General features: G+C 69.3%; 18 protein-coding genes. 7 read left to right on the forward strand and 11 right to left on the reverse strand.

Annotated features, from left to right (window positions below; genetic code table 11):
• Nucleotides 1–276 precede the first annotated feature (276 nt).
• A complete protein-coding gene (locus ACTWLT_RS21610) occupies nucleotides 277–804 on the forward strand; it encodes a hypothetical protein (RefSeq protein WP_445319950.1) in 528 nt (175 codons plus the stop codon).
• A gap of 174 nt (nucleotides 805–978) precedes the next feature.
• Here the strand turns inward: ACTWLT_RS21610 and ACTWLT_RS21615 are convergent, their stop codons facing one another.
• Nucleotides 979–1,446: a hypothetical protein gene (locus tag ACTWLT_RS21615; protein ID WP_445319951.1), complete on the reverse strand. Its 468-nt coding sequence runs from the start codon at nucleotides 1,444–1,446 to the stop codon at nucleotides 979–981.
• A 1,172-nt stretch (nucleotides 1,447–2,618) separates the two neighbouring features.
• Between ACTWLT_RS21615 and ACTWLT_RS21620 the strand changes: the two genes are divergently transcribed.
• Nucleotides 2,619–3,188, forward strand: coding sequence for a DUF5753 domain-containing protein (locus tag ACTWLT_RS21620; RefSeq protein WP_445319952.1), 570 nt, complete (start codon nucleotides 2,619–2,621; stop codon nucleotides 3,186–3,188).
• A gap of 108 nt (nucleotides 3,189–3,296) precedes the next feature.
• Here the strand turns inward: ACTWLT_RS21620 and ACTWLT_RS21625 are convergent, their stop codons facing one another.
• A complete protein-coding gene (locus tag ACTWLT_RS21625) occupies nucleotides 3,297–3,512 on the reverse strand; it encodes a hypothetical protein (RefSeq protein ID WP_445319953.1) in 216 nt (71 codons plus the stop codon).
• Between the two features lie 631 nt (nucleotides 3,513–4,143).
• On the opposite strand from ACTWLT_RS21625, the gene ACTWLT_RS21630 reads away from it, so the two are divergent.
• Nucleotides 4,144–5,469, forward strand: coding sequence for an IS110 family RNA-guided transposase (locus tag ACTWLT_RS21630; protein ID WP_445319954.1), 1,326 nt, complete (start codon nucleotides 4,144–4,146; stop codon nucleotides 5,467–5,469).
• 9 nt (nucleotides 5,470–5,478) lie between these two features.
• Nucleotides 5,479–5,955 (forward strand): SMI1/KNR4 family protein, encoded by a 477-nt coding sequence (locus ACTWLT_RS21635; protein ID WP_445319955.1) that lies wholly within the window; start codon nucleotides 5,479–5,481, stop codon nucleotides 5,953–5,955.
• Between the two features lie 409 nt (nucleotides 5,956–6,364).
• On the opposite strand, the gene ACTWLT_RS21640 is transcribed toward ACTWLT_RS21635, so the two are convergent.
• On the reverse strand, nucleotides 6,365–7,147 hold the full coding sequence (locus ACTWLT_RS21640; RefSeq protein WP_445319956.1) for a hypothetical protein: 783 nt from the start codon (nucleotides 7,145–7,147) through the stop codon (nucleotides 6,365–6,367).
• Nucleotides 7,148–7,576: 429 nt separating this feature from the next.
• On the opposite strand from ACTWLT_RS21640, the gene ACTWLT_RS21645 reads away from it, so the two are divergent.
• Nucleotides 7,577–7,807, forward strand: coding sequence for a hypothetical protein (locus ACTWLT_RS21645; protein ID WP_445319957.1), 231 nt, complete (start codon nucleotides 7,577–7,579; stop codon nucleotides 7,805–7,807).
• Nucleotides 7,808–8,647: 840 nt separating this feature from the next.
• The gene (locus ACTWLT_RS21650) at nucleotides 8,648–8,962 is read left to right on the forward strand and encodes a YrhB domain-containing protein (RefSeq protein ID WP_445319958.1); all 315 of its coding nucleotides are present in this window, start codon (nucleotides 8,648–8,650) and stop codon (nucleotides 8,960–8,962) included.
• 437 nt (nucleotides 8,963–9,399) lie between these two features.
• Here ACTWLT_RS21650 and ACTWLT_RS21655 read toward each other — a convergent pair whose 3' ends face one another.
• The 8 genes from ACTWLT_RS21655 to ACTWLT_RS21690 all read right to left on the reverse strand — a co-directional run bounded on the left by ACTWLT_RS21655 (nucleotide 9,400) and on the right by ACTWLT_RS21690 (nucleotide 18,086).
• Nucleotides 9,400–9,735, reverse strand: coding sequence for a hypothetical protein (locus ACTWLT_RS21655; protein WP_445319959.1), 336 nt, complete (start codon nucleotides 9,733–9,735; stop codon nucleotides 9,400–9,402).
• Between the two features lie 661 nt (nucleotides 9,736–10,396).
• Nucleotides 10,397–10,975: a hypothetical protein gene (locus tag ACTWLT_RS21660; RefSeq protein WP_445319960.1), complete on the reverse strand. Its 579-nt coding sequence runs from the start codon at nucleotides 10,973–10,975 to the stop codon at nucleotides 10,397–10,399.
• 612 nt (nucleotides 10,976–11,587) lie between these two features.
• On the reverse strand, nucleotides 11,588–12,589 hold the full coding sequence (locus ACTWLT_RS21665; protein WP_445319961.1) for a DUF4192 domain-containing protein: 1,002 nt from the start codon (nucleotides 12,587–12,589) through the stop codon (nucleotides 11,588–11,590).
• Between the two features lie 220 nt (nucleotides 12,590–12,809).
• Nucleotides 12,810–14,408 carry a VWA domain-containing protein gene (locus ACTWLT_RS21670; RefSeq protein WP_445319962.1) on the reverse strand — a complete coding sequence of 533 codons (1,599 nt, stop codon included), beginning with the start codon at nucleotides 14,406–14,408 and terminating at the stop codon, nucleotides 12,810–12,812.
• Nucleotides 14,409–14,418: 10 nt separating this feature from the next.
• Nucleotides 14,419–15,552 carry an AAA family ATPase gene (locus tag ACTWLT_RS21675; RefSeq protein WP_445319963.1) on the reverse strand — a complete coding sequence of 378 codons (1,134 nt, stop codon included), beginning with the start codon at nucleotides 15,550–15,552 and terminating at the stop codon, nucleotides 14,419–14,421.
• 266 nt (nucleotides 15,553–15,818) lie between these two features.
• Entirely contained in the window at nucleotides 15,819–16,127 is a 309-nt protein-coding gene (locus ACTWLT_RS21680; protein ID WP_445319964.1) for a hypothetical protein, read from the reverse strand.
• 49 nt (nucleotides 16,128–16,176) lie between these two features.
• Nucleotides 16,177–17,274, reverse strand: coding sequence for a DUF4314 domain-containing protein (locus ACTWLT_RS21685; RefSeq protein WP_445319965.1), 1,098 nt, complete (start codon nucleotides 17,272–17,274; stop codon nucleotides 16,177–16,179).
• Entirely contained in the window at nucleotides 17,271–18,086 is an 816-nt protein-coding gene (locus ACTWLT_RS21690) for a hypothetical protein (protein WP_445319966.1), read from the reverse strand. The genes ACTWLT_RS21685 and ACTWLT_RS21690 overlap by 4 nt, the downstream gene beginning before the upstream one ends.
• A gap of 334 nt (nucleotides 18,087–18,420) precedes the next feature.
• On the opposite strand from ACTWLT_RS21690, the gene ACTWLT_RS21695 reads away from it, so the two are divergent.
• The gene (locus ACTWLT_RS21695) at nucleotides 18,421–19,236 is read left to right on the forward strand and encodes a nucleotidyltransferase domain-containing protein (RefSeq protein ID WP_445319967.1); all 816 of its coding nucleotides are present in this window, start codon (nucleotides 18,421–18,423) and stop codon (nucleotides 19,234–19,236) included.
• The last annotated feature ends 9 nt before the right edge of the window (nucleotides 19,237–19,245 follow it).

Here is a 19,245-nt window from a genome sequence, read left to right on the forward strand (position 1 = left end):
CCTCCGGCCGGCACCGGCCGGGCCGGCCGGCCCCGCTGACGGGCACAAACCTTGGGAAGACCTCGGGGACCGCCCCGAACTCCGACCCCCCTCAGACATCAGCTGCGGATCCCCTCGCCGGGCACCACAAGGGCTACCAGCCTTCCCGGATGGGGCCAAGGTCGTCCGGTAGGGCGCTCCACCTTGGCCCCATCCGGGAGGCTGGACGGTCTACACCTGCCCGACGAGGAGATCCTCCAGGACCGCCCCGACGGTTTACTGTTCTACCCTCGGCGGATGCCCCAGCAAGTCTTTGCCCGCATCGCCGTAGTCGGCGCGGCGCTGCTCGGTGTTCTGGTGCTGTGTGGCGTCGTCGTCCAGCAGCTAGGCGAGCCGATCAAGAGCCCTGGCGCGCGGGCGATCGAGTGCGCGGATGCCGATCATCGGTTGGCCGAGCAGCTGACACGAGACCGGGTGCTGAAGTCTCCTCCATCCGGCACCACCCTCGACCGTGTCGATCAGGCCCCGTGCGGGGGTGAAAGCGACGATTGGGGGCTTGTTTCGGCGGATATCGGCTTGCCGCCGGGCACGTCGATGGACCCGGTCCTTGACCACTACCGCACCTTGTTGACGGCGGGTCATTGGAGGATCGCCTCGGAGCCAGGAGATTGGAATCTGCTTTGCGCCGACCGGACAACGAACGGGCAGCAAGTCCGTCTACTCCTTGGGTATGGGCGTGCTACGCCAGGCACGCACACCTACGGCGAGCTCGGGATTAACATCAGCTTTAAGCCCGGTGGGGAAGACCTTCGCTGCCACAGCTGACGGGGCGACCCAGCTAGGGATCCGGGGGCGGCTCGGGCCATCTGCGCGCCAGTAACCGTGGCGCGCAGCTGTCACGAGCGGGCGCGAGAAGCGACCCGGCGAGCGGCCGGTCGCAGGCGTTTCGGGCATCACGACCAGTTGAGCGCGCCCTTCCAATCTGACGCTCACACCGGGTTACCTGTAGGGGGCGTAGTGGACGCTGCGGGACCAACGCCGCCAGAAGGGTAGCGGCAGGCAGCCGGCCGGCGCTTCGCCTCCGATCTCGGTCTCCACTGATCCATCGGCGAGCGTGACCGAGACGGCCGAGCGGCCGGGAGCGAACACCTCCCGGACCCTGCCGGCGATCACTGAACGGGCGATGTCTTGGAGCAGGGCGACGTCTTCAGGGCCGGCTTCCAGTTCCCATCGGCCGCCGTAGTCACCGACCCCCAGGATGAGTTCATCGGAGAAGTCCGTCCATCCGAAGGCACGAGCATCGGGGTTACGTGGTGTGACGCCCACCGCTATCCCGCCCTCGATGCTGTCCACCTCCACAGTCGCCACCCCTGCCAACTCCGTTGCCAACTGCCTCGCGATTTCCAGAGTTGGTGTCCGGGGCGGCTGGCCGATGTTGGGTTCGTCTTGGCCGTGCTCATCCGTCACGCAGTCAGTCTGCCAAGCCGTCAGGGGTAAGGCGGACGCTGCGGTCACCTCTGCCCGGCTCCTGACCGTGAGCGGTCCGCATCTGGTCCGCAAGAGGTCGGCGGACGGCGGGGGAGTGGTGTGAGATGTCGAGAGGCCTTTCCGCTGCTAGGCCCTCATGTGCCCAGGTCGGCGGGGCGGGCAACTTGATCTCATAATCCCTCGGTCGCGGGTTCGAGCCCCGCCCGCCCCACCTCCTTAGACCCCTGCTTAGCCAGGGGGTGACGGGGATGGCAGCAGAAGCGGGAGGCGGTCAGGCCCACCACTTCGGGTACCACCTCAGGACCTCTTCCGCAGACTTCGGCGGCTTGGACTCCCTCTCCCGCCATGCAGCAATGGCAGTCGGACCATGAGCCACCAGTCCCCCAGCGAGGAGAAGTGGCGACGTGACCTGTTCGGGCCAGCCCAGCCACAACCCGACACCCGACGCAAGCAGGAGCAGGAGCCCTACGAGCTGCGTCATCCGGAGACGCGGGCGCTTCATGCCTGCAAGTCTACGTTTGATCGACAACGAGGCCGAGTCCCCGAAGCCGGCAGCGGCGTACCGGATGGCAGCAGAAGCGGGGCGGCGTGCGATCTGCGTGCGATTAGTGGCGGTGATCGCGAGCCAAGAGCGGGCAGCCACGGGCAACGGCGACCGATGCGGCCGGAGCGCAGAAAGCAAGATCCCCACCGGCGTTTCCGCTGGTCGGGATCTCTGTAGCCCGGCGAAAGGCTATGTGGCCAGGGGCGGGGGTCGAACCGCCGACCTTCCGATTTTCAGGCACGTACATTTCCGCAGGTCAGGAAGCCGCAGAGGGCCGTCGTGCAACCGACGTGCGACTAGTTCCGCATCGTGATGTGCCGAGGTAGCCGTGCAACGTCGCCGTGCCCAGCGAGTTCCGACAGCGCCTTGGCGATCTCCCGGTCACGGCCGTCGACGGCGTGCAGGTATCGGCGAGCTGCTGCCATGGACGAGTGCCCGAGTCGCTTCATCAGGTCGGCCAGGGTCGCGCCGGTCTGGCCGCCAAATGCCGGCCCCCGCCGACCTATATGCGTGGGCGCGGACTTGCGGTGCTGACGACACCGCCGCTCAAGACCTGTTGCGGATGCTCGGCCAGGTCCAGGCCGCGCACCGCAGCTGGCGTCGCCGGATGCGTCAAGGTCAGGCCGCCGTTCAGGACAGCTACAACCAGCTTGTCGTCGAGTCGCGCCTGATCCGGCACTTGGAGACCGTGTACGTACCCGGGCTGGTCCAGACCGCCGACTACGCCCGCCGCGTCCTGACCGAGATGGTCGAGCTGCACAACCTCGACATCGCCGACGTCGACACCGCAGTCGCCACCCGAATGCAGCGCCAACAGCTCCTCTACGACACCAGCAAGCGGTTCGAGTTCCTGCTCGCCGAGCCCGTGCTCCGGTGGCTACTCACCTCGCCCGAAGTCATGCGCGGCCAGCTCGACCGGCTGCAAACCGTCGTCGGCGTTCCGAACATCCGGTTCGGCATCCTGCCGCTCGGCGTCCCGCTCGCCACCACCCCGCAGAACTCCTTCCAGATGTACGACGACGTCGCCATCGTGGAAACCTTCGTCGGCGAGACCACCTACCGCGACGACGAAGCAGCCACCTACACCAGAGCCATCGAACGACTCTGGGAGGAAGCCGTCACCGGCGAAGACGCACGCCGACTGATCGTCCGGGCCGCCCAGGAGCTCCAAAGCTAGGCACGTCCGCTGCGCCGGCCACGGAACGCCCCTGACCATCCCGCAACACGCGTGGCGGTTTCCGCAATTGCCGCCGTCGGTGCGCAACGGCGGTGAGCCCAAGTCGGCTCAGTCTGGCGTGACGTCCAGGCGGGTGACCTTGAACCCGCGCAACTTGTCGCTTGCGTCAGGCGCCACCTCGCACACGAAGCTCACGGAGCTGGTCTGCTCGCCGACTAACACGGATCGACCGGTGACCCGGTAACTGCCCTTGCCGAGATCCTCAACCTCGATCCCCTCGCGCCGAGGAGAGGAGCCCTCCGGGAAGCCGGCGTTCTGGGCCACCGGCAGCGCACACTTCGCCAAGCCACGGCTGCTCGATCCTCCGATGAGCAGGCACCCGCGGCAATGCCGACGAGGAGCAACAACGAGGTAGCAGCAAGGACTCTGGCCTGATGGCTGCCGCCGGGTCGCGTCATACCGCAGATGGTGCCCTACTCCATGGCCGAAGCACACCTCTGAACCGACCACATGCCCGGTAGCCGCATGACCGCTCATGGCCGCGATCAGCGCGCTGAGGTGTCGCAGATCAGCTGGCGGACACGTTCGCACATCAGTCGACGGAGGACACTGCGCCGGCCACGCGCATTGCCGAATTCCGCTCTATTAGATCAAGGCTGCCCGCAGGCGGGCCGCGCCGGACGCGCTCGGCCTGCTGGCGGCGCAAGCGCCGGCATCGGCCGGCGCGCCGGCAGATTACGGGCATGCCTCCGGCGGGGGCCAGACGACTCCGGGATGGGGTTGCCGAACGGTTCCGGTTCGTGGGTGGTGGGATGCCACCCCGCCTACCGCCGACCCAGGCGAGCCGATCAGGCCAGGGCCAGGGTGACAAGGTCGTTCCTTAGGGTTGCTGCGTCTGGATGGTGTTCCGGGCCGCCGGGTTGGTTGGGTGTGGCTCAAGGTCGTTTGCCGTTAGGTGGCCATGGACGAGCGGCCGCCCAACCAGCCCAGGGCGCCTTGGCCGCTGATTGAGATCTGCGAGTCGTCGCTTGCTAAGGAACTGCCGGCGGGGTTGTCCGAGGTGACCTGGATCAGGGTGCTTCGGGAGGACGGCTTGGCGCAGGTATGGGTAGGCGTTGACGCGGGCAAGCAGGCTCACCACGCCGCGGCGGTGGACACGACAGGGCGGGTGCTGTGGTCGACGCGGGTCGCTAACGATCAGCAGGCGATTTCGGACCTGATCGGCCGGGTCAGCGCGGATGACGAGGTGGTGTGGGCAATCGACCTGGTCGGCTGCGAGACCGCGCTGCTGCGGGCCATGTTGGCGCTGGCCGGGCAGCAGACGGTGTATATCCCGGGCCGCACGGTCAAGACGATGTCGGCTGGGTTCGCCGGCGAGGCCAAGACCGACGCCCGGGATGCGGTGGTCATCGCCAACACTGCCCGGATGCGGCATGACTTCCTGCCGGTCGAGACGCCGACCGAGCTGATCGCCAAGCTGGCGCTGCTGGTCGCGCACCGCGCTGACCTGGTCGAAGACTGGGTCCGCACCGTGAACCGGCTGCGCAGGCTGATGCTCGGAATCTCCCCGGTGTTGGAACGGGCGCTGACCTTCACCAACGTCGCGACGTTGATTCTGATCAGCGCTTATCAGACGCCCGAGCAGATCCGCGCCGCCGGACGCAAGCAGCTCATCGCTCATCTGCGCCGGCATCGGGCAGTGAACGCCGCCAAGGTGGCCGATCAGGCGTTGGCCGCCGCGGCTGAGCAGGATCTCACCCTGCCGGGACAGGACACCGCTGCTGCGCTCGCCGCCGGGCTGGCCAGCCACCTGCTGCAACTGCACCAGCGCCTGAAGAACACCGACAAGGCCATTGAGCAGGCGTTTGGCAGCCACCCGCAGGCCGGCATCATCCGCAGCCTGCCCGGCATGGGGGCACTGGCAGCGGCAGAGTTCATCGTCGCGGTCGGGGACCTGTCGACCTTCGCCAGCCCTGATCACCTGGCCGCCTACGCGGGCCTGGCGCCGGTGGCCCGTGACTCCGGCAAGTGCGTCGCCAACCTGCGCCGGCCGCAGCGCTACAACCGGCGGCTGCGCCACGTGTTCTACATGTCTTCGCTGAGCACCCTGCGGATGAACGGCCCGAACCGGGACTACTACCAGCGCAAACGCGCCGAGGGACGCAAGCACCAACAGGCGTTGATCGCCCTCGCCCGCCGCCGCGTCGACGTCCTCTGGGCACTGCTCCGCGACAACCGCTGCTTCCAACTCCAACCACCAGCACCAACAACACCGGGCTAGGAGTCGGAGATGATCGACGGCATGGACTTCGAGGAGTTCGACCAGCACGTTCAATCACTCCGCGCCCGGGAGGCCAGGTCCGGCTTCGAGGAAATCGAAGACTTCAAGGTGATCGAAGGGCTGACCGCGTCGGCGGAGGACGTCGCCGCGGCGGAGCGAGCGCTGGGCGCGACCCTGCCCGAGCAGTACAAGGCATTCATGAGGCGCTACGGCGGCGGGCAGTTCGGATTCCTCGACCTGCTGCCCATACCCACAGCAGGATCCGCGCAGCACGTCGATGACGTCGTCTCCGTCAGCCAGGCCGAGTTCCCGGACGGATCGTTCGTCGCGGTGGCACCCGTCGGCACAGGCGACTACTGGTACTTCCCCGTCCTCGACCGCCGGTGCAGCGACGAGGTGTGGTTCCACTACCACGACGCCGACGACCCAATGCTGGAGGCACCAGACTTCCTGAACTTCGCAGCACGGCGCGGTACTCAACCCTGACCCGAACAGGCACGACGCGTCGACGCCACCAACCCTGCCGTCCCTAAGGAGCGGGGCGCTGCCCCGCACCCCCGACCCTCCCTCAGAGACCGCAACGGGTCTCCTCGGCCGGGCACCACAGGGGCTGCCCGAGAACCTTGGTCGGATCAAGGCCAAGCCGCTACGCGCTCGCCTACGGCGAGCCTTGACCCGACCGAGAACCCCGGGCAGGAGCAAGCCTGCCCGACCGAGGAGACCCTGCCCGCCGCAAGCCCCGCTTGACAGCCACCATTGAGACTCGTCCGGCAGGGCGCTCCACCTTGTCCCCGTCCGGGGAGGCTGGACGGTCTACGACTGCCCGACGAGGAGATCCGCACAGTCCGTCAGGATGCAAGATCCCATCCCGCGCCAGCTCGACGGGCACAACCTGCTAGCCACCCCTGCTGGCACTTGGGCTAGTTCCATTCACGGCAGCCGTGGTCTCGATGGCGGGGCCGGTCGGTTTCTGCCGCCTTGCGAGAACGATCAATCCGGCCAGCAGAAGCACAAGCCACAGCGGCACCAGCAGGGGAGCGAGTGACCGCCAGATGGGCCACACCGGCTCGGCGAGCCGGTACGTGAACAGGTCCGCCCAGGTGAGGGCGGCCCCCGGGAGTAGGGCGACCGTCACAAGCGTGCGCACCAGCCGGGGTACGGGCGGACGTCGCCGCGCCACCAGCCAGAAAAGCGCCGTGCCGGCGGCGGCGCCGAGGAGGGTGCCAATGAGCGTGGAGATGAGGAACCTGTCCGGCGCGGCCGGCATGACGTTCAGCGTCGACCCGGCCGGCCGGTGGGTGAGCGTGACCATCAGACCGCCCGCCTCGGCTCGCCAGCCGTCGCACGGGTCGCCCGGAACGCGATGGAGGTCCTGCCACCCCCGCGATGCGGCGTTGCGCCGTAGCTGGTCTGAGAGCGCGCAGTCGGCGCGGTCGCCGTAGCCGTCGCCGTAGTGGAAGTCAGCGTGAGCGGACCTGAAATCATCAGGAGCCAGGACGACGCCGTACCGAAAGGCGCGGACGAGCATGTTGCTGCCGGTTGGCTCGGCCCCGGGCAGCAGCTCCGCTGCCACCTCCTGAGCCCGGTCGGGGCTGAGCGGTACGGTGCCGCGACCGCCATACCAGGAGCCGATGCTCAGGCCGGCCGTGCCTAGTAGCACCGCGCCGAGCAGCAGCATTGCGACGCCCCGCAGTCGATGTCGCACCGACCCTCCCCTTGCCATGGTGCGTCACAGCGTAGCCGTGGAGATCCATGCCTGGTGCCCAGCGAGCCCGGCCCGCGCCGTGGTGTGGCCAGCGCCCCACCGCCATATAGCCATTCGTACAGCCAAGGCCGCCAACCAACGCCGACGTAATCCGACAGCGGCGGACGGCTTGAGCAGGGCAGGTTACCGTGACCAGTCATCCGCGATCTTCTTCCAAACCCCAGGCCCTCCGGTCGCCGGCGCCCACGCCGACGCTTGGCAACCGCCATTGAGACTCGTCCGGTAGGGCTCTCCACCTTGTCCCCGTCCGGGGAGGCTGGACGGTCTTCAACTGCCCGACGAGGAGATCCGTGCTCCGTCCGGAGTCTTTCTTGCACTTGCGCCACGGCGCACACTGGGTGCATGGGCACGATTCAGGACCCGAACCCCGACCGCGACTGGTTGAAGCGCAGCTACATGGATACGAGCACCAACCCGTACTCCATCGACGCGCGGACGGAGATGATGGGCCGCCTTGCTGAGGCCACCGGAGGCAGCCGGGCCACCCGGACAGTCGTGCGCGCCGTCGCCGGCATCACGCTGGTCGCGATCGCCTTGTCGATTGTCCTAGGGGTCCTGAACCTTGTGGGGTGAGCCGCCCGGGCCATCGACGGGCCAGTAGCAATCGGGCCGAACGGTCACCGGCGGGCACGAGAGGTGAGCGGGCCGGCAGCCACGAGCAGGCGTTTCGGGCATCACGACCGGTTGAGCGCGCTCTTCCAAACTGACGGTGCCGTTCGTCGACGGTCAGGCCAGCAGTGCCCGAAGTCGCCTTACCCCATCCAGCACGTCGGCGCGGTTCCTGCCATCCTTGATCCACGCTGGCAAGCGCTCGACAAGGGTTTGACACCCCATGTCCCGCCCGCGTTCCCGCAACCGAGCGGACACGTACGCCTCCAGCAGGTCCAGGTGCTCGGCGTTGTATGCCCAGAGCACTCGGCCGCGGCAGTCAACCGAAAGCCAGAGGGGTAGGCCAAAGTACGGGTCATTCGGGCCCGAGAACTCAGGCAATATTCGGGCGTTTTCGCCTGCGCGGCGAGGAGCATCCCAGTCGGCCGTATACGTGCAACCGAGACAACTGAGCCTACGGCGCAGCCAGACATGATTCCGGGTGCCATCGGCTGACTCAGAATCAGGAAGGACCGAGGCCCGTCCGGCACAGCGTGGGCAACGGACGAAGATCTCGCCAGCAGCCAAGCCACGAAGCCAATACTTCGGGTCGCGGAAGCGTCCCGCGTACCCTTTCTCGGCCGCTGTCATAGATCAACGGTACAGCCACCGGTACAGCCAAGCCGACCAACATCGGTCGGGAGTGGGCGACGGTGGCTGACAGCTCGCGCAGGTCAACGACGAGGAGCGACGCCAGCCGACAGAGAGCTTGATCTTTGCAAGGCGGAGGTCACGCGTTTCCGGCGTGATGGGCATGATGTGCGGGTGATCAACGAACAGGACGCAAGAAGGACGGCGGAGGCGGTGCTGCGGGACATGTCCTCGGAGCCGGGCGTGCCACCGCTTGCAATCACAAACGTAGAGGAGCACCCCACCTGCTGGGTCTTCTACTACCAGTCTGTGCGGTACATCGAGTCGGGATCCTTCCTCGACTCGGTCGCCGGTAACGCACCGATCCTGGTAGACCGGAACACGGGACAGCATCACGAGACAGGCACGGCTCGCTCGACCGAGTACTACATCGCCGAGTTCACCGACGGGCGGCACACGTGCCCACTGTGCAGGACTGCGCCGCTGTAGGTCTCAGTCCTCGGTGGGAGCCACTGGGGCGAACGACGCCGGACGAGACCGGACCGATGGAGCTGCCGAGCGTGCGGACGACCAGGGCGACGCGAACTCCGCCGAACGGTTGCGAAGTGCTCTTTGGGATCTACGGATCAGGCGGTCGGGTGCGCGGCGGGCAGCAGTCCTCATCTAGTCCTCAAGAGGCCGGACCGCGACCACCGACGCTGAGAGACGCCGAGAGGCATTTCCGCACGTCAGGCTAGTCGAGTCCAGGTAGGCGCAGGTCACCAACTTGATCTCGTAATGCGTAGGTCGCCGTGCCATCCACTGGCCCATGGTGAGCAACTTGATTTCATAAGTCCTCGGTTCGTTTGGGGACCGGCGATTGGTCGCATCGCCAGCGTGGACGGGGGGCGCGACGGCGGCGGATGTCGCAGGTTGCGCGGCCAAGGTCAGGCGGCTCGTGGTGACGATGTCTGCCGCTGCGGTGGCGTTGCCAGGCTTTGTTGGGGTCCGAACCAGCCGGCGAACCGTGCCGCGGCGGCGGCGGCCGGTGCGAGACCTGCCCGGCCGCGGGCGAGAAGCGTGGGTCGGGTCGCGGCCTGGTCGGCATGCTGGGCGTCGCGTGCCGGTGGGCACGGGTATGCCTCGTCGTGGCGGCGCAGGTTCGCGCAGTGGCCGGGCCGTTCGGGGTCGGGGAGGTGGTGGGCGGCGACGTCGGTGGCGAGGCGCCACAGCAGGACGTCGGTGACGTGGTGCGGTATGGCGCGGCGGTGCGGCTGCGACATCAGTTGCTGCCCTTCCGGTGCGGTGCGACTCGGGTGGCCGCCACCCCTGGCCAGCGGTGTGGGGACCCGCTGTCGGGTTCGCCGGGGTGGCGGCCGTGACGAGTGACGCTCGACTTTTCGGATAGATCAAGTCGCCGTCGTGACGTTGGGCGGATTCGCTCGTCCCGCGCCGCGCGGCCTCCCAGCAAACCCGGCCGCCGCCGGAAGCGCTGACCGCAATGGTGATCAGCGCAACCGGTGAAGGCGTGAACGGGGGGTAGGCGCCACGGGCTGCGTCGGCCGATCCGGTAGCAACGCACGGGAGCACCCGTCGGAACTCCAGCACCGGGGACGCCGTGCCAGGCCTTGTTCCCCCTACTTTCTCGACAGAGAGGTCCTGGCCCCCGCACGAGCGGGGCTGCGGCCGTCGGGCATCGCGGCCCGGGCTGGTGGCAGGGTGGGTTTGGTGAGGGGCGGCACGTCCTCGGTGTGCCAGCACGAGGGATACGAGATCACTCTCTGCCCGGAGAGAGCAGCGGCGGCGTTCCGGCTAGGACGTGAGACTGGGACGCCGCGGGGAAGGAACGGGTGACATCGCGCACGGCGGAGACCATTGTTGGCCGCCTCGTTGCGCGTCAGGACGGGTCGGGTGTCGGCGGCGGTCAACGAAGGACGCCGAGGCTCAGCCGTGAGCGGTGCGATCAGCCGGGTCGGCGGTTGCGCAGGACGCCACCGAGAAACTGTCGGTCAATTCCGGCCTGTCGTACGTGGGTGGCTCGTCGGCGTCGAGGTCACCGCCGAGGGCTTCGTAGCCGTCCTGCCCGTCCCACTCGATGCTTGTGGGCAGGTCGGCCAGCGCGGCTTCGATGGTGTTCTCGGCGCGGGTGAAGGCGTCCTCGCGGGTGGTGGCGGTGACGTCGATGAGCAGGGGAAGGGTGAGGCGGACCTGCCAGCGGCGGGGCAGCAGCGGCAGGTCGAGGACCTCCAGGAGGCTGTTCGCGGCGTCGATGCTGACCTGCTTGGTGTGGACGGCGTCGGCGAGCGCTTCTCGTACCTGCCGGTGGAACCGGTTCGGCGCGTCGGGGTGGGCGTTATCGGATGGGGTGCAGGTCTGGGCCTGCCGCAGGTGGGACAGGATTTGGGCGGTGGTGTGGGTGAGCCAGCCCAGTGGCGCCTGCTGGCCGGGGTGGAAGGCCTCCCAGCTGGCGCGGAGGATGGTTTCGAGTGCCGGCTCGCGGGGTGTGATGTCTGTGCTGGTCATCTGTGGTGTTCTCCTCTTCTGGTTTCAGTGAGCGGACATGGAGGCGCCCCCACAGCCGGGATGAGGTGCGGGGCGCGGGAGTTGCCGGCGCCGCCGGTAGAGGTCCGTGAGTGCCGATGAGTACCGGTGGGTGTGTAGGCGACAGCGGTCCGGCGTGACCGGGTGTGCGCTGGCCGTTAGTCAGCGGGCGGGTTGGGGCTGTCACTGGACGGGTGATCAGGCCGGCGCCCAGCTCGGTGAGGGCACGGCACTCCTGCCGTAGGCGGGCGGTGGCCTTGTCCCGTTGAGCGAGGGCGCGGGTGAGAGTGTCAGCGATCCGGTCGAGGCGCTCGCGCATGGACAGCACCGTGTCGGCGCCGCCGTCGGCGTGAACGTCGCAGAGCAGGTTCGCGGCGTTGGTCAGCGCGGTGATCTGCGCGTCGGCGGCAGCGATCGTGGCGGCCGCCGAGATCAGCGCGCACACGGTGTCGGGATGCTGCGCGCAGGCTTGGTCCAGTTCGTCGGCGTCGAGGGCGTAGCCCTCACCGTCGGTGAGTCGTCGCAGGATGTCGAGGTCGTCAGACATAGGTGTCCCCCGAAGGCGATGGGGTTGATGGGCGGCGGCGAGTCGTGTCAGGGCGTGGTGGGCGCGCTTTGGTCGAGCCAGCCGTCGAGCACGGCCGGGGGGAGTCCTTCGCGCAGCATCCGGTCGATGAGCTGGGCGAGGGTGTAGGTGGGATTTGCCTGCAGGGCCCGGTCGACGGCGACGGAGGCCAAGGCTCCGGCGCCGCTGCGCCAGGCGGCGAAGGCGAGCAGGCTGGCGGGTGGGGCGGCGAGGTCGGGTTGGGCGCGGCGGGTGATGTCGCTCCACAGCGCGACATGCCACAGCTGGGAGTCGGTGGCCCGCCACGCGGCGTCGCGTATCGCCGTGATGGGCAGCAGCACAGTGAGCCAGGCGAGCTCGTCGTCGGTGAGCACCTGGTCATTCGCGTAGCGGGTGAATGTCTCCCGCACGATCGCCTCGCCCGCGCGGATCAGCGCGCCACGGCCACCCTGTGCGGAGAGGGCGCGGCGGCGTGCCCGGGCCTGGTACGTGGCGCGGGTGACGGCGGTGCGGGCGGGGCCGTCGATCGAGGCGATGCTGGCGATCAGCGCCTGCCGGTCGGGCAGCGTGGTGTGGCCAGCGACGATGGCATGCAGGGCGAGGTCGCTGCGGTCGGGGTCGAAGGGCATGCCGTCGATGGGGCAGCAGGTGGGGTTCTGGCAGAGGTAGGAGAAGTAGCGGCGGCGGTCGGTGACCCGCAGCGCGTCGAACACGTCGAAGCCAGCGGTATGCAGCCGGGATGTGACGGTGTCAACGGCTGAGGTGACCTGGGTGGCGAGGCCGTAGCCGATGACAATCGCGGCGGTCACGTCAGCGTGGCGGAGCATGCGCAGCTGCTGAGGCATCACCTCGTCGGCCCAATCGACCGCATCTGCCGGGTCGGGGAGGTCGGTGCGGCTGACGACGGCGACCGTGGAGCCGCTGAGGCCGACGAGGACCAGGCTGTCGGTGGGGTGGAAGCCGAGCAGGTAGGGCACGGCGGTGATCAGGTCAGCCGGTGAGGTGATCGGTAGGCGGTGCCTGTCGCTCACGGTGTCTCCCGAGATGTAAGAGGCGGGGGTCCCGGGCACGGCCGTGCGGCCGTGCCCGGGGTGCGCGGATTGCGCGGCGTAGCCGGGCAAGCGGCTGAGGCGGTGCAGGGAAAGAACCCGATCCCGTGCCGGTCGAGCAGGCACGCGGAGTCATCCGCGGCGTCTGGCGGCGGCAGTGGCGGCCGTCTGTCCAGGTCCGGTCGGGTGGAGCGGGCTGTTGTCAGGCCTGCTCGAGGGCGGTGACGGCAGCGTCGGCGATGTGGCCGATGGCCTGCACCGGGTCGGCCACCAGGAGGGTCGTGGTGTCGGTGAAGGTGTGCCCGTCCAGGTCGGCGGGGCGGAGCCACAGCACGGCGCAGCCGGCGCGGTGCAAGGCGCTGACGAGTCGCTGCGCGGCCGGGATGTCGTAGAGGTCGCCGTCGGAGACGACCGCGAGCATCCGCAGCCTGCCGGGCTGGCGTAGCTGCAGCAGTTCGTCGGCGAGTTTCACGGCGTCGATGAACGTGCTGCTGCCGCCGAAGGTGCGCATCTCCTGCACGTGGGTGGGGCGTTGCCGGGGGCCGATGAGCAGGGTGACGTCGCTGCCGAAGGCGATGGTGGCCGCGATGGCGTCACTGCTGCGGGCGGCGTGGGCGAGGATCCACGCGGCCGACGACATCGGCGCCGCGTACGGGTGCATGGAGAAGGACACGTCGACGACGACGCCCAGGTGCAGGGTCGGCTTCGGCGGCGGCAGCGCGGCGCGGCGTTGCCAGGGTGTGGCGGTGGGGATGGTGCCGGCGGCGATCTGCGCCTTGGCGGTGATGGCGTGACGGGTGCGCAGCCTCCCGGGTGGGATGACGCTGGGCCGGGTGTCGGGTTCGGGGTGGTGGGTGCGGGCGCGGCGCAGTCGGGCGGCGAGGTGCCGGGCGGCGGCGCGTTCGCCGTCGGTGGGGTCGCGTCGGGTCCACGTCGCGGGCACCGAGAAGCGGGCGGTGATCTGCCGGGCCTGGTACTCGCTGGGGGTGAGGCCAGCGGCGTGGGCGAGGTAGTCGGTCAGGGCCTGGGCGAGCCGGCCGGCGAACACACCCGGATCCGGCACGGGGGTATCTGGTTGCTGATCAGGGTTGATGCCGAGGACGCGGCACCACCGCCACGCCAGGTCGATCATCGCCTCCGCGTCGGTGTCGTCGACGGTGTGGGCCTGCCGCCACACGTCACGCAGCTGCAGGAGGCGTTTGCGGCCGAGGATCGCCGTGACGGCGGCGCGGACACCGCGGATGTCTTTGGCGGTGATGATGCGGGCGTCGACGCGGGCGAGGAGCAGTCCAGCGAGGTGTCCGGCGTGCCACAGGTCGTCGACGGGCGCGTCGCCGGGGTCGAGGAGCGTGGTGACGGTGTGGCGAAGCCACCGCCGGTCGGCGCGCCGGCGGCTGCGCTGCCGATACTCAATACGCGACTCTTCGAGGACCTCGGCGACGGAGGCCACCACTGGTGGAGTGCCGGGCGGGGTGCGCCACTGGCTGTGGGCGGCGTGGGCGGCTTCGTGCACAAGCAGCCCGTAGGCGGTGGGCACGAGCTTCTTGTGGCCGGCGCGGCGGGGGTTGGCGACATCGGGGGCACCGATGTGGCTGGCGTCGACTTCGATGCGCCCGGTGTCCGGGTAGAAACAGGCGGGGGCGCCGCCGCCAGCGCCGGGCGCGACCGTCACGGTCAGGTCGGTGCGGCCGGTCAGGACCGGGACGTGCCGGGTCCAGGCGGTGCTCCAGTCCTGCCAGGCAGGATCGGCGACGCCGGATGTGGTGGTGTCGGGCTGCAGGTGGGTGCGGGGGTGGGGCATGGGGCTCCTTTCAGCGTTGCTTGCCGAGGGTCAGCGCGGTGATGTCGGTGCCGAACTGCTGCCGCAGAGCGGCGACAACCGACTCGCGGTCGTCTTCGGGGGCGCGGCCGGCGAGGTTGGCGACGGCCGCCGGCAGGCCGAGGGTTTTGCGGACGCGGGCGAAGCCGAGCAGCTCGCGCAGCTGCGGCGCCCACGACACCCGGCCGGCAGCCAGGTCCGTGTTGAGGGCGATGGCCGCTTGCACGGCGGGGGCGGGGACGCCGAGGTGGCGGGCGAGATCCCAGTCAGTAGTGACCTCGATGTGCACGTCGAAGCGGGACGCGAGGGCTTCGGTGAGGATCGCGCCATGCACGCCGGGGTTGTGGCCGGCGATGACGTAGAACCCATCGACGGCCTCGACACGGTCGTTGCGGTAGCCGGGGATGGTGATGACCCGCCGGCCGTCCATGGCCGGGTACAGCACAGCGAGGACCTTCGGCGCGATGAGGGTCGCGTCATCGACCAGCAGCACCCGCCCTTCCCGCATCGCGGCAACGAGGGGGCCGTAGACGAACTCGTAGCCGCCGTCCGGGAGAGGGATGAAGTTGCCGAGGAAATCCTCCACAACGGTGTCCCCGGTCCCGGCGACGGTCAGCAGGTCGGGGAAGGCCGCTTCGACGAGGGCCGTCTTGCCGGTGCCGGGCGGCCCGTAGAGCAGCACCGGGATTCGCTTCTCACGCAGGCGGCGCAGCACGTCGACGTCGGTGGCGCCGGCCAGTTTGCGGGGGAAGTACAGGTCCCCGTTCGGCCGTGTTACCGGCTGCCGTCTCGACCGGCCGCCGCCGCTGATGGTCGGCGTGCGGGGCAGGGGTGGTGGGAGGGTGCCTGCGGCGTCGATGCCGGCCTGGGTGATCTGGAATCGGTGCGGGCCGGTGTGGTGGGTGGCGTACCCGGCCGCGGCCATCTTCTTCAGGGCTTCGAACACCGCCCCGGAGGAGCGGGCGGCGATCGCGGTGGTGATCTCACCGACCTTGAGCACCTGGTTGGGGTGGCTGGCGAGGTAGGCGGCGACCTGCCGGTAGAGGTAGCCGGGACGACGGTCCCCGGACGTCGCGTTGTCCGGGGCGCTGTCGTCGGGGCTGGCGGGTGGGGCTGCAGGGTCCATGCTGGTCTCCTGTCGTAGGGGTGGGGCCCGCGCACCCGTCTCCGGGTGCGCGGCGGTGGTGCGGTGTCCGCGCGGCGGAGATGGGGATTGGCGGGCCGATCCCGTGGCAGGACGGCCAGCAACCTCCATGAGCTGCTCAAAGGGGGCAACCCGGAGGGCTGCCGGTAGGCGGATGCCGGCGCACACCCGGCGGTGGGCGACGACGATGAACGCACCTGGCACCGCACCGATCAAGTCGAGCCGGGCAACTGGTGCGCGAACCGGCGTTATCGGCGGCGGAGGGTGACCTCGGTGGTTGGCCGTCGGGAGACCTGCACGGTCAGGCCGAACACGCTGCCGTCAGACAGCTCCAGCCACACACCGCGGTCGAGGGTCAGAACCTGGGCGTCCCGGTAGGTACGGGCAGAGGTGATGTGCACCGGCTGGCCGTCGCCGTCGCCGGCGGTGAGCTGGGGCAGGTCGGCGTCGTCGCAGAGCTGGTCCAGCTCGTCGCTGGTGAGCAGCTGGAGCACCAGGGCTTGCAGGATCTCCTCGTGGGCGTAGTCGCTGAACTCGTCGTCAACGTCGTCGCGCATCCGCGTTGCTCCGATCGTGGTCGTGGGATTGCCATGACTGGTGGCGGGGTCACGGGGCGCCGGGAGCAGAGCTCGGCTGCTCGCCGGGGGCGGGAATGTCGCCGACAAGGTGGTCGCAGTCGTAGGGGTGCACGGGGATCCACGTCCACGCCCAGCCCATGACGATGTACTCGCCGTCCGCGTTCGGAGCGATGCGCTGCATCGCCTCCGGGTCGTAGTGCACCCGGCTTTCGTCGACGTCGATGACGTCACCGTCGAAGCGCATCCGGGCCATCGACTCGTCCACGAGATCGTCCAGGTCGCTGCCGGTGACGCCTTGGTCGGCGAGGTGCTGCCGGTACCGGTCGCGTGCGGCCTGCTGGTCGGCGACGATCGCCTCGGCCACCTGCCGGGTGCAGGTGAACACCGCCCACCCGTTCCAGGTGTCGACCAGCGTCCCGACGAATCCCACCGGGATCCGCATCTCGCCGTCGGGGTTCGGTGTCCACGCCCAGTCACCGGTGAACACCCCGGGCTCACCGATGCGCACCTGCTTCGGGTGCAGGTGGCTCAGGTCGCGGTCGTCCCCGGTGGGGTTCAACAGCACCCGGCACTGCCGGGCGACCTCGTCGGTGACCGCGGCGTCGAAGCCGTCGCACCACGCCCACCGTGTCTGGTCGCAGCGGGCCGTGGTCAGGCCGTCCCACGCCGGCGCTCCGTCCGGGGCCGCCTCGGCATACCGGTCCCGGTCCTCGGTGAGAAAGTATCGGTCGGCCGCGGGAAGGCCGTCGAGCACTGCGGGATCGCCGTCGTCGACCGCGGTCAGGACCTGCCGTGCGGTCGCGGCGACGCTGCCGCGGGCGCGGCCACCGAGAACGTCCTGGGCCCACCACTGCGCCGCTTCCCGTCCGGCGGCGGTGCCCGCGCCGCGCAGCGCGTCGAGCACCCGCTGCCAGTCAGGGTCCCTCACGTCTTGTCCGGCGATGCGGCGGATGCGGTCACCGGTGTCGAGGACCATCGCCAGCCGGGAGCCACTGTCCCAGTCGACGTCGACGATCCGCCGGTCGGGGTCGTAGCGGCGGACCGTGCCTTCGTCACCGGGCCGCAGCGGGGTGTGCGGGTCGGTGGTGTGCACGAGCGCCACGCGCTCGCCCGGCTGGTAGGTCATCGCGGCGTCCCCTCAGCCGGGGTGGGCAGCAGCCGCCACGACCAGGCCGGCACGTCGGCCTGGAGCAGCAGGAGCCCGTCGGCGTCGCGGCGCAGCCGGTACGGTCGGGACGCCCGCCGGTCGGGCCACATCAGGTCGAACTCCGTGCCGACGCTGCGCAGCCACGGCGCCTGCCGCCCGGGCCCGCCCTGTATGCCGGTGGTGGCTGTGGTGGCGGCGGTGATCGCGTGGGCGGCGGCGTCAGTGAACCGGATGACCGGCGCGCCGTGCGGGTGGGCCGCCAGGCAGATCTCGACGTCGAGCCCGGCGCGGGCATCCGGCAGCCACAGGTGGGCCGAAGCCCAGTTGTGGCCGTGGTCGGTGTAGCGGCCGCCGCAACCCAGCACTGGACTGGCCAGATCGGGGTCGAGGGGGTGCTGGCTGTGCCGCAGCCAGCGGCCGTGGCAGGTGGCCTCGTACACGAGGATGGTGTCGGTGGCCAGATCGATGGGGTACATCCACTCGAGGTAGCCGGGCGCCGGGTCGTCGACCCGACCGCGGCGGATCCCGTCCTGGAGGTCGGTGGTGTAGCCGACGCCATGCACCGGGCGTTCGCTGGTGCGCCGGCCGGTGCGGGGGGCCGCACCGTCGAGGGTGACCCAGTCGTGGCGCAGTAGCGCCTCGCTCATGGCGAGGGTGTGCCGGCCGAAGGCGTGCTGCCAGATCCGCCGCAGCAGGCGCAGCATCTGCTCGGGGTCGCCGCCCCCATGCAACCAGCGTGCGGCGTAGGCGCCGCCGGTCGCGGTGACCCCAATGAGGGTGGAACAGCTCACGGTGAAACCTCCATCAGCTTGTGCGGGAACCTCCGGCCGAGCTGGCCGGGAGGCGACAAGGGGGATGTCCGGCCTGAGGGCCGCTGGTCGGGGTTCAACTGGCGGAGTACGTGTATGCGAACTGCGTCGTATTCCAGGCGCAGGCGGGATGTCGCAGCCTTGGTGACCGAGGCCTGCCGGTGCAGCGGACTTGATCGGCCCGGCTTCTTCACGGCGACACGACGGGCGGTGCCCGGTGATGCGGACGAGGACCTACCGAGATCGCTGCATGCAACACGGCCGCTTGTGGATAACCGATTGGCCACGGCCGGTCTCGGCTAGCAGACTCAGGGCTGTGGATCGTCTGACGGACATCGCAAACCGGCTCGTCAGCATCGGCGGTGTCGTCGGGGTGTGTCTAGGCGGTAGCCGGGCGAGGGGAACTCACAGTCCTGACTCCGACTATGACCTTGGCCTGTATTACCGCCCCCCGCTGGATACTGCTGCTTTGCGGCTACTCGCCGCTGAGTTGACAGGCAGGGCGGTTGAGGTGACCGAGCCCGGCGGCTGGGGCCCGTGGGTGGACGGCGGCGCCTGGTTGAGGGTGGATGATCTCCAGGTGTACTGGATTTATCGTGACCTGAACCGGGTGCACCGGATCTGGCAGGAGTGCCAGGTCGGGCAGTTCGAGGTGGGAACCCAGGCCGGCCACCCGCTGGGGGTGTACTCGCACGCCTACGTGGGTGAGCTGGCCCTCGGCCTGGTCCTTGCTGATCCGAGCCAGGAACTGGTGGCGTTGCAGCAAGAGACCCGCTGCTACCCACAACCGCTCCGCTCGGCGTTGATCGCCAATGCGCGATGGGCGGTGCCGTTTACTCTGTCAGGTGCTCGTAAGGGAGCAGCTCGCGGCGATGCTTTCTATGTCGCCGGTAGCCTTTTCCGAGTTGTTGGCCTTCTTGTTCAGGCGCTGCATGCTCAGGCCGGGTGCTGGGTGCTCAATGAGAAAGGGGCGGTGCAGGCCACTGAAGGTCTTCCCAACGCGCCCGCACATTTCGCCGCCCGTGCCCACGCGCTGTTCGGCACGCCCGGTACTACCCCAGATTCGCTCGGCAGCGTGCTCGACGACGCGGAAGCGCTGGCTAGCGAGGTGTGGGACAGGCTTGCGTCCTAACGGCTAGTT

Source organism: Micromonospora yongxingensis (assembly GCF_052601155.1).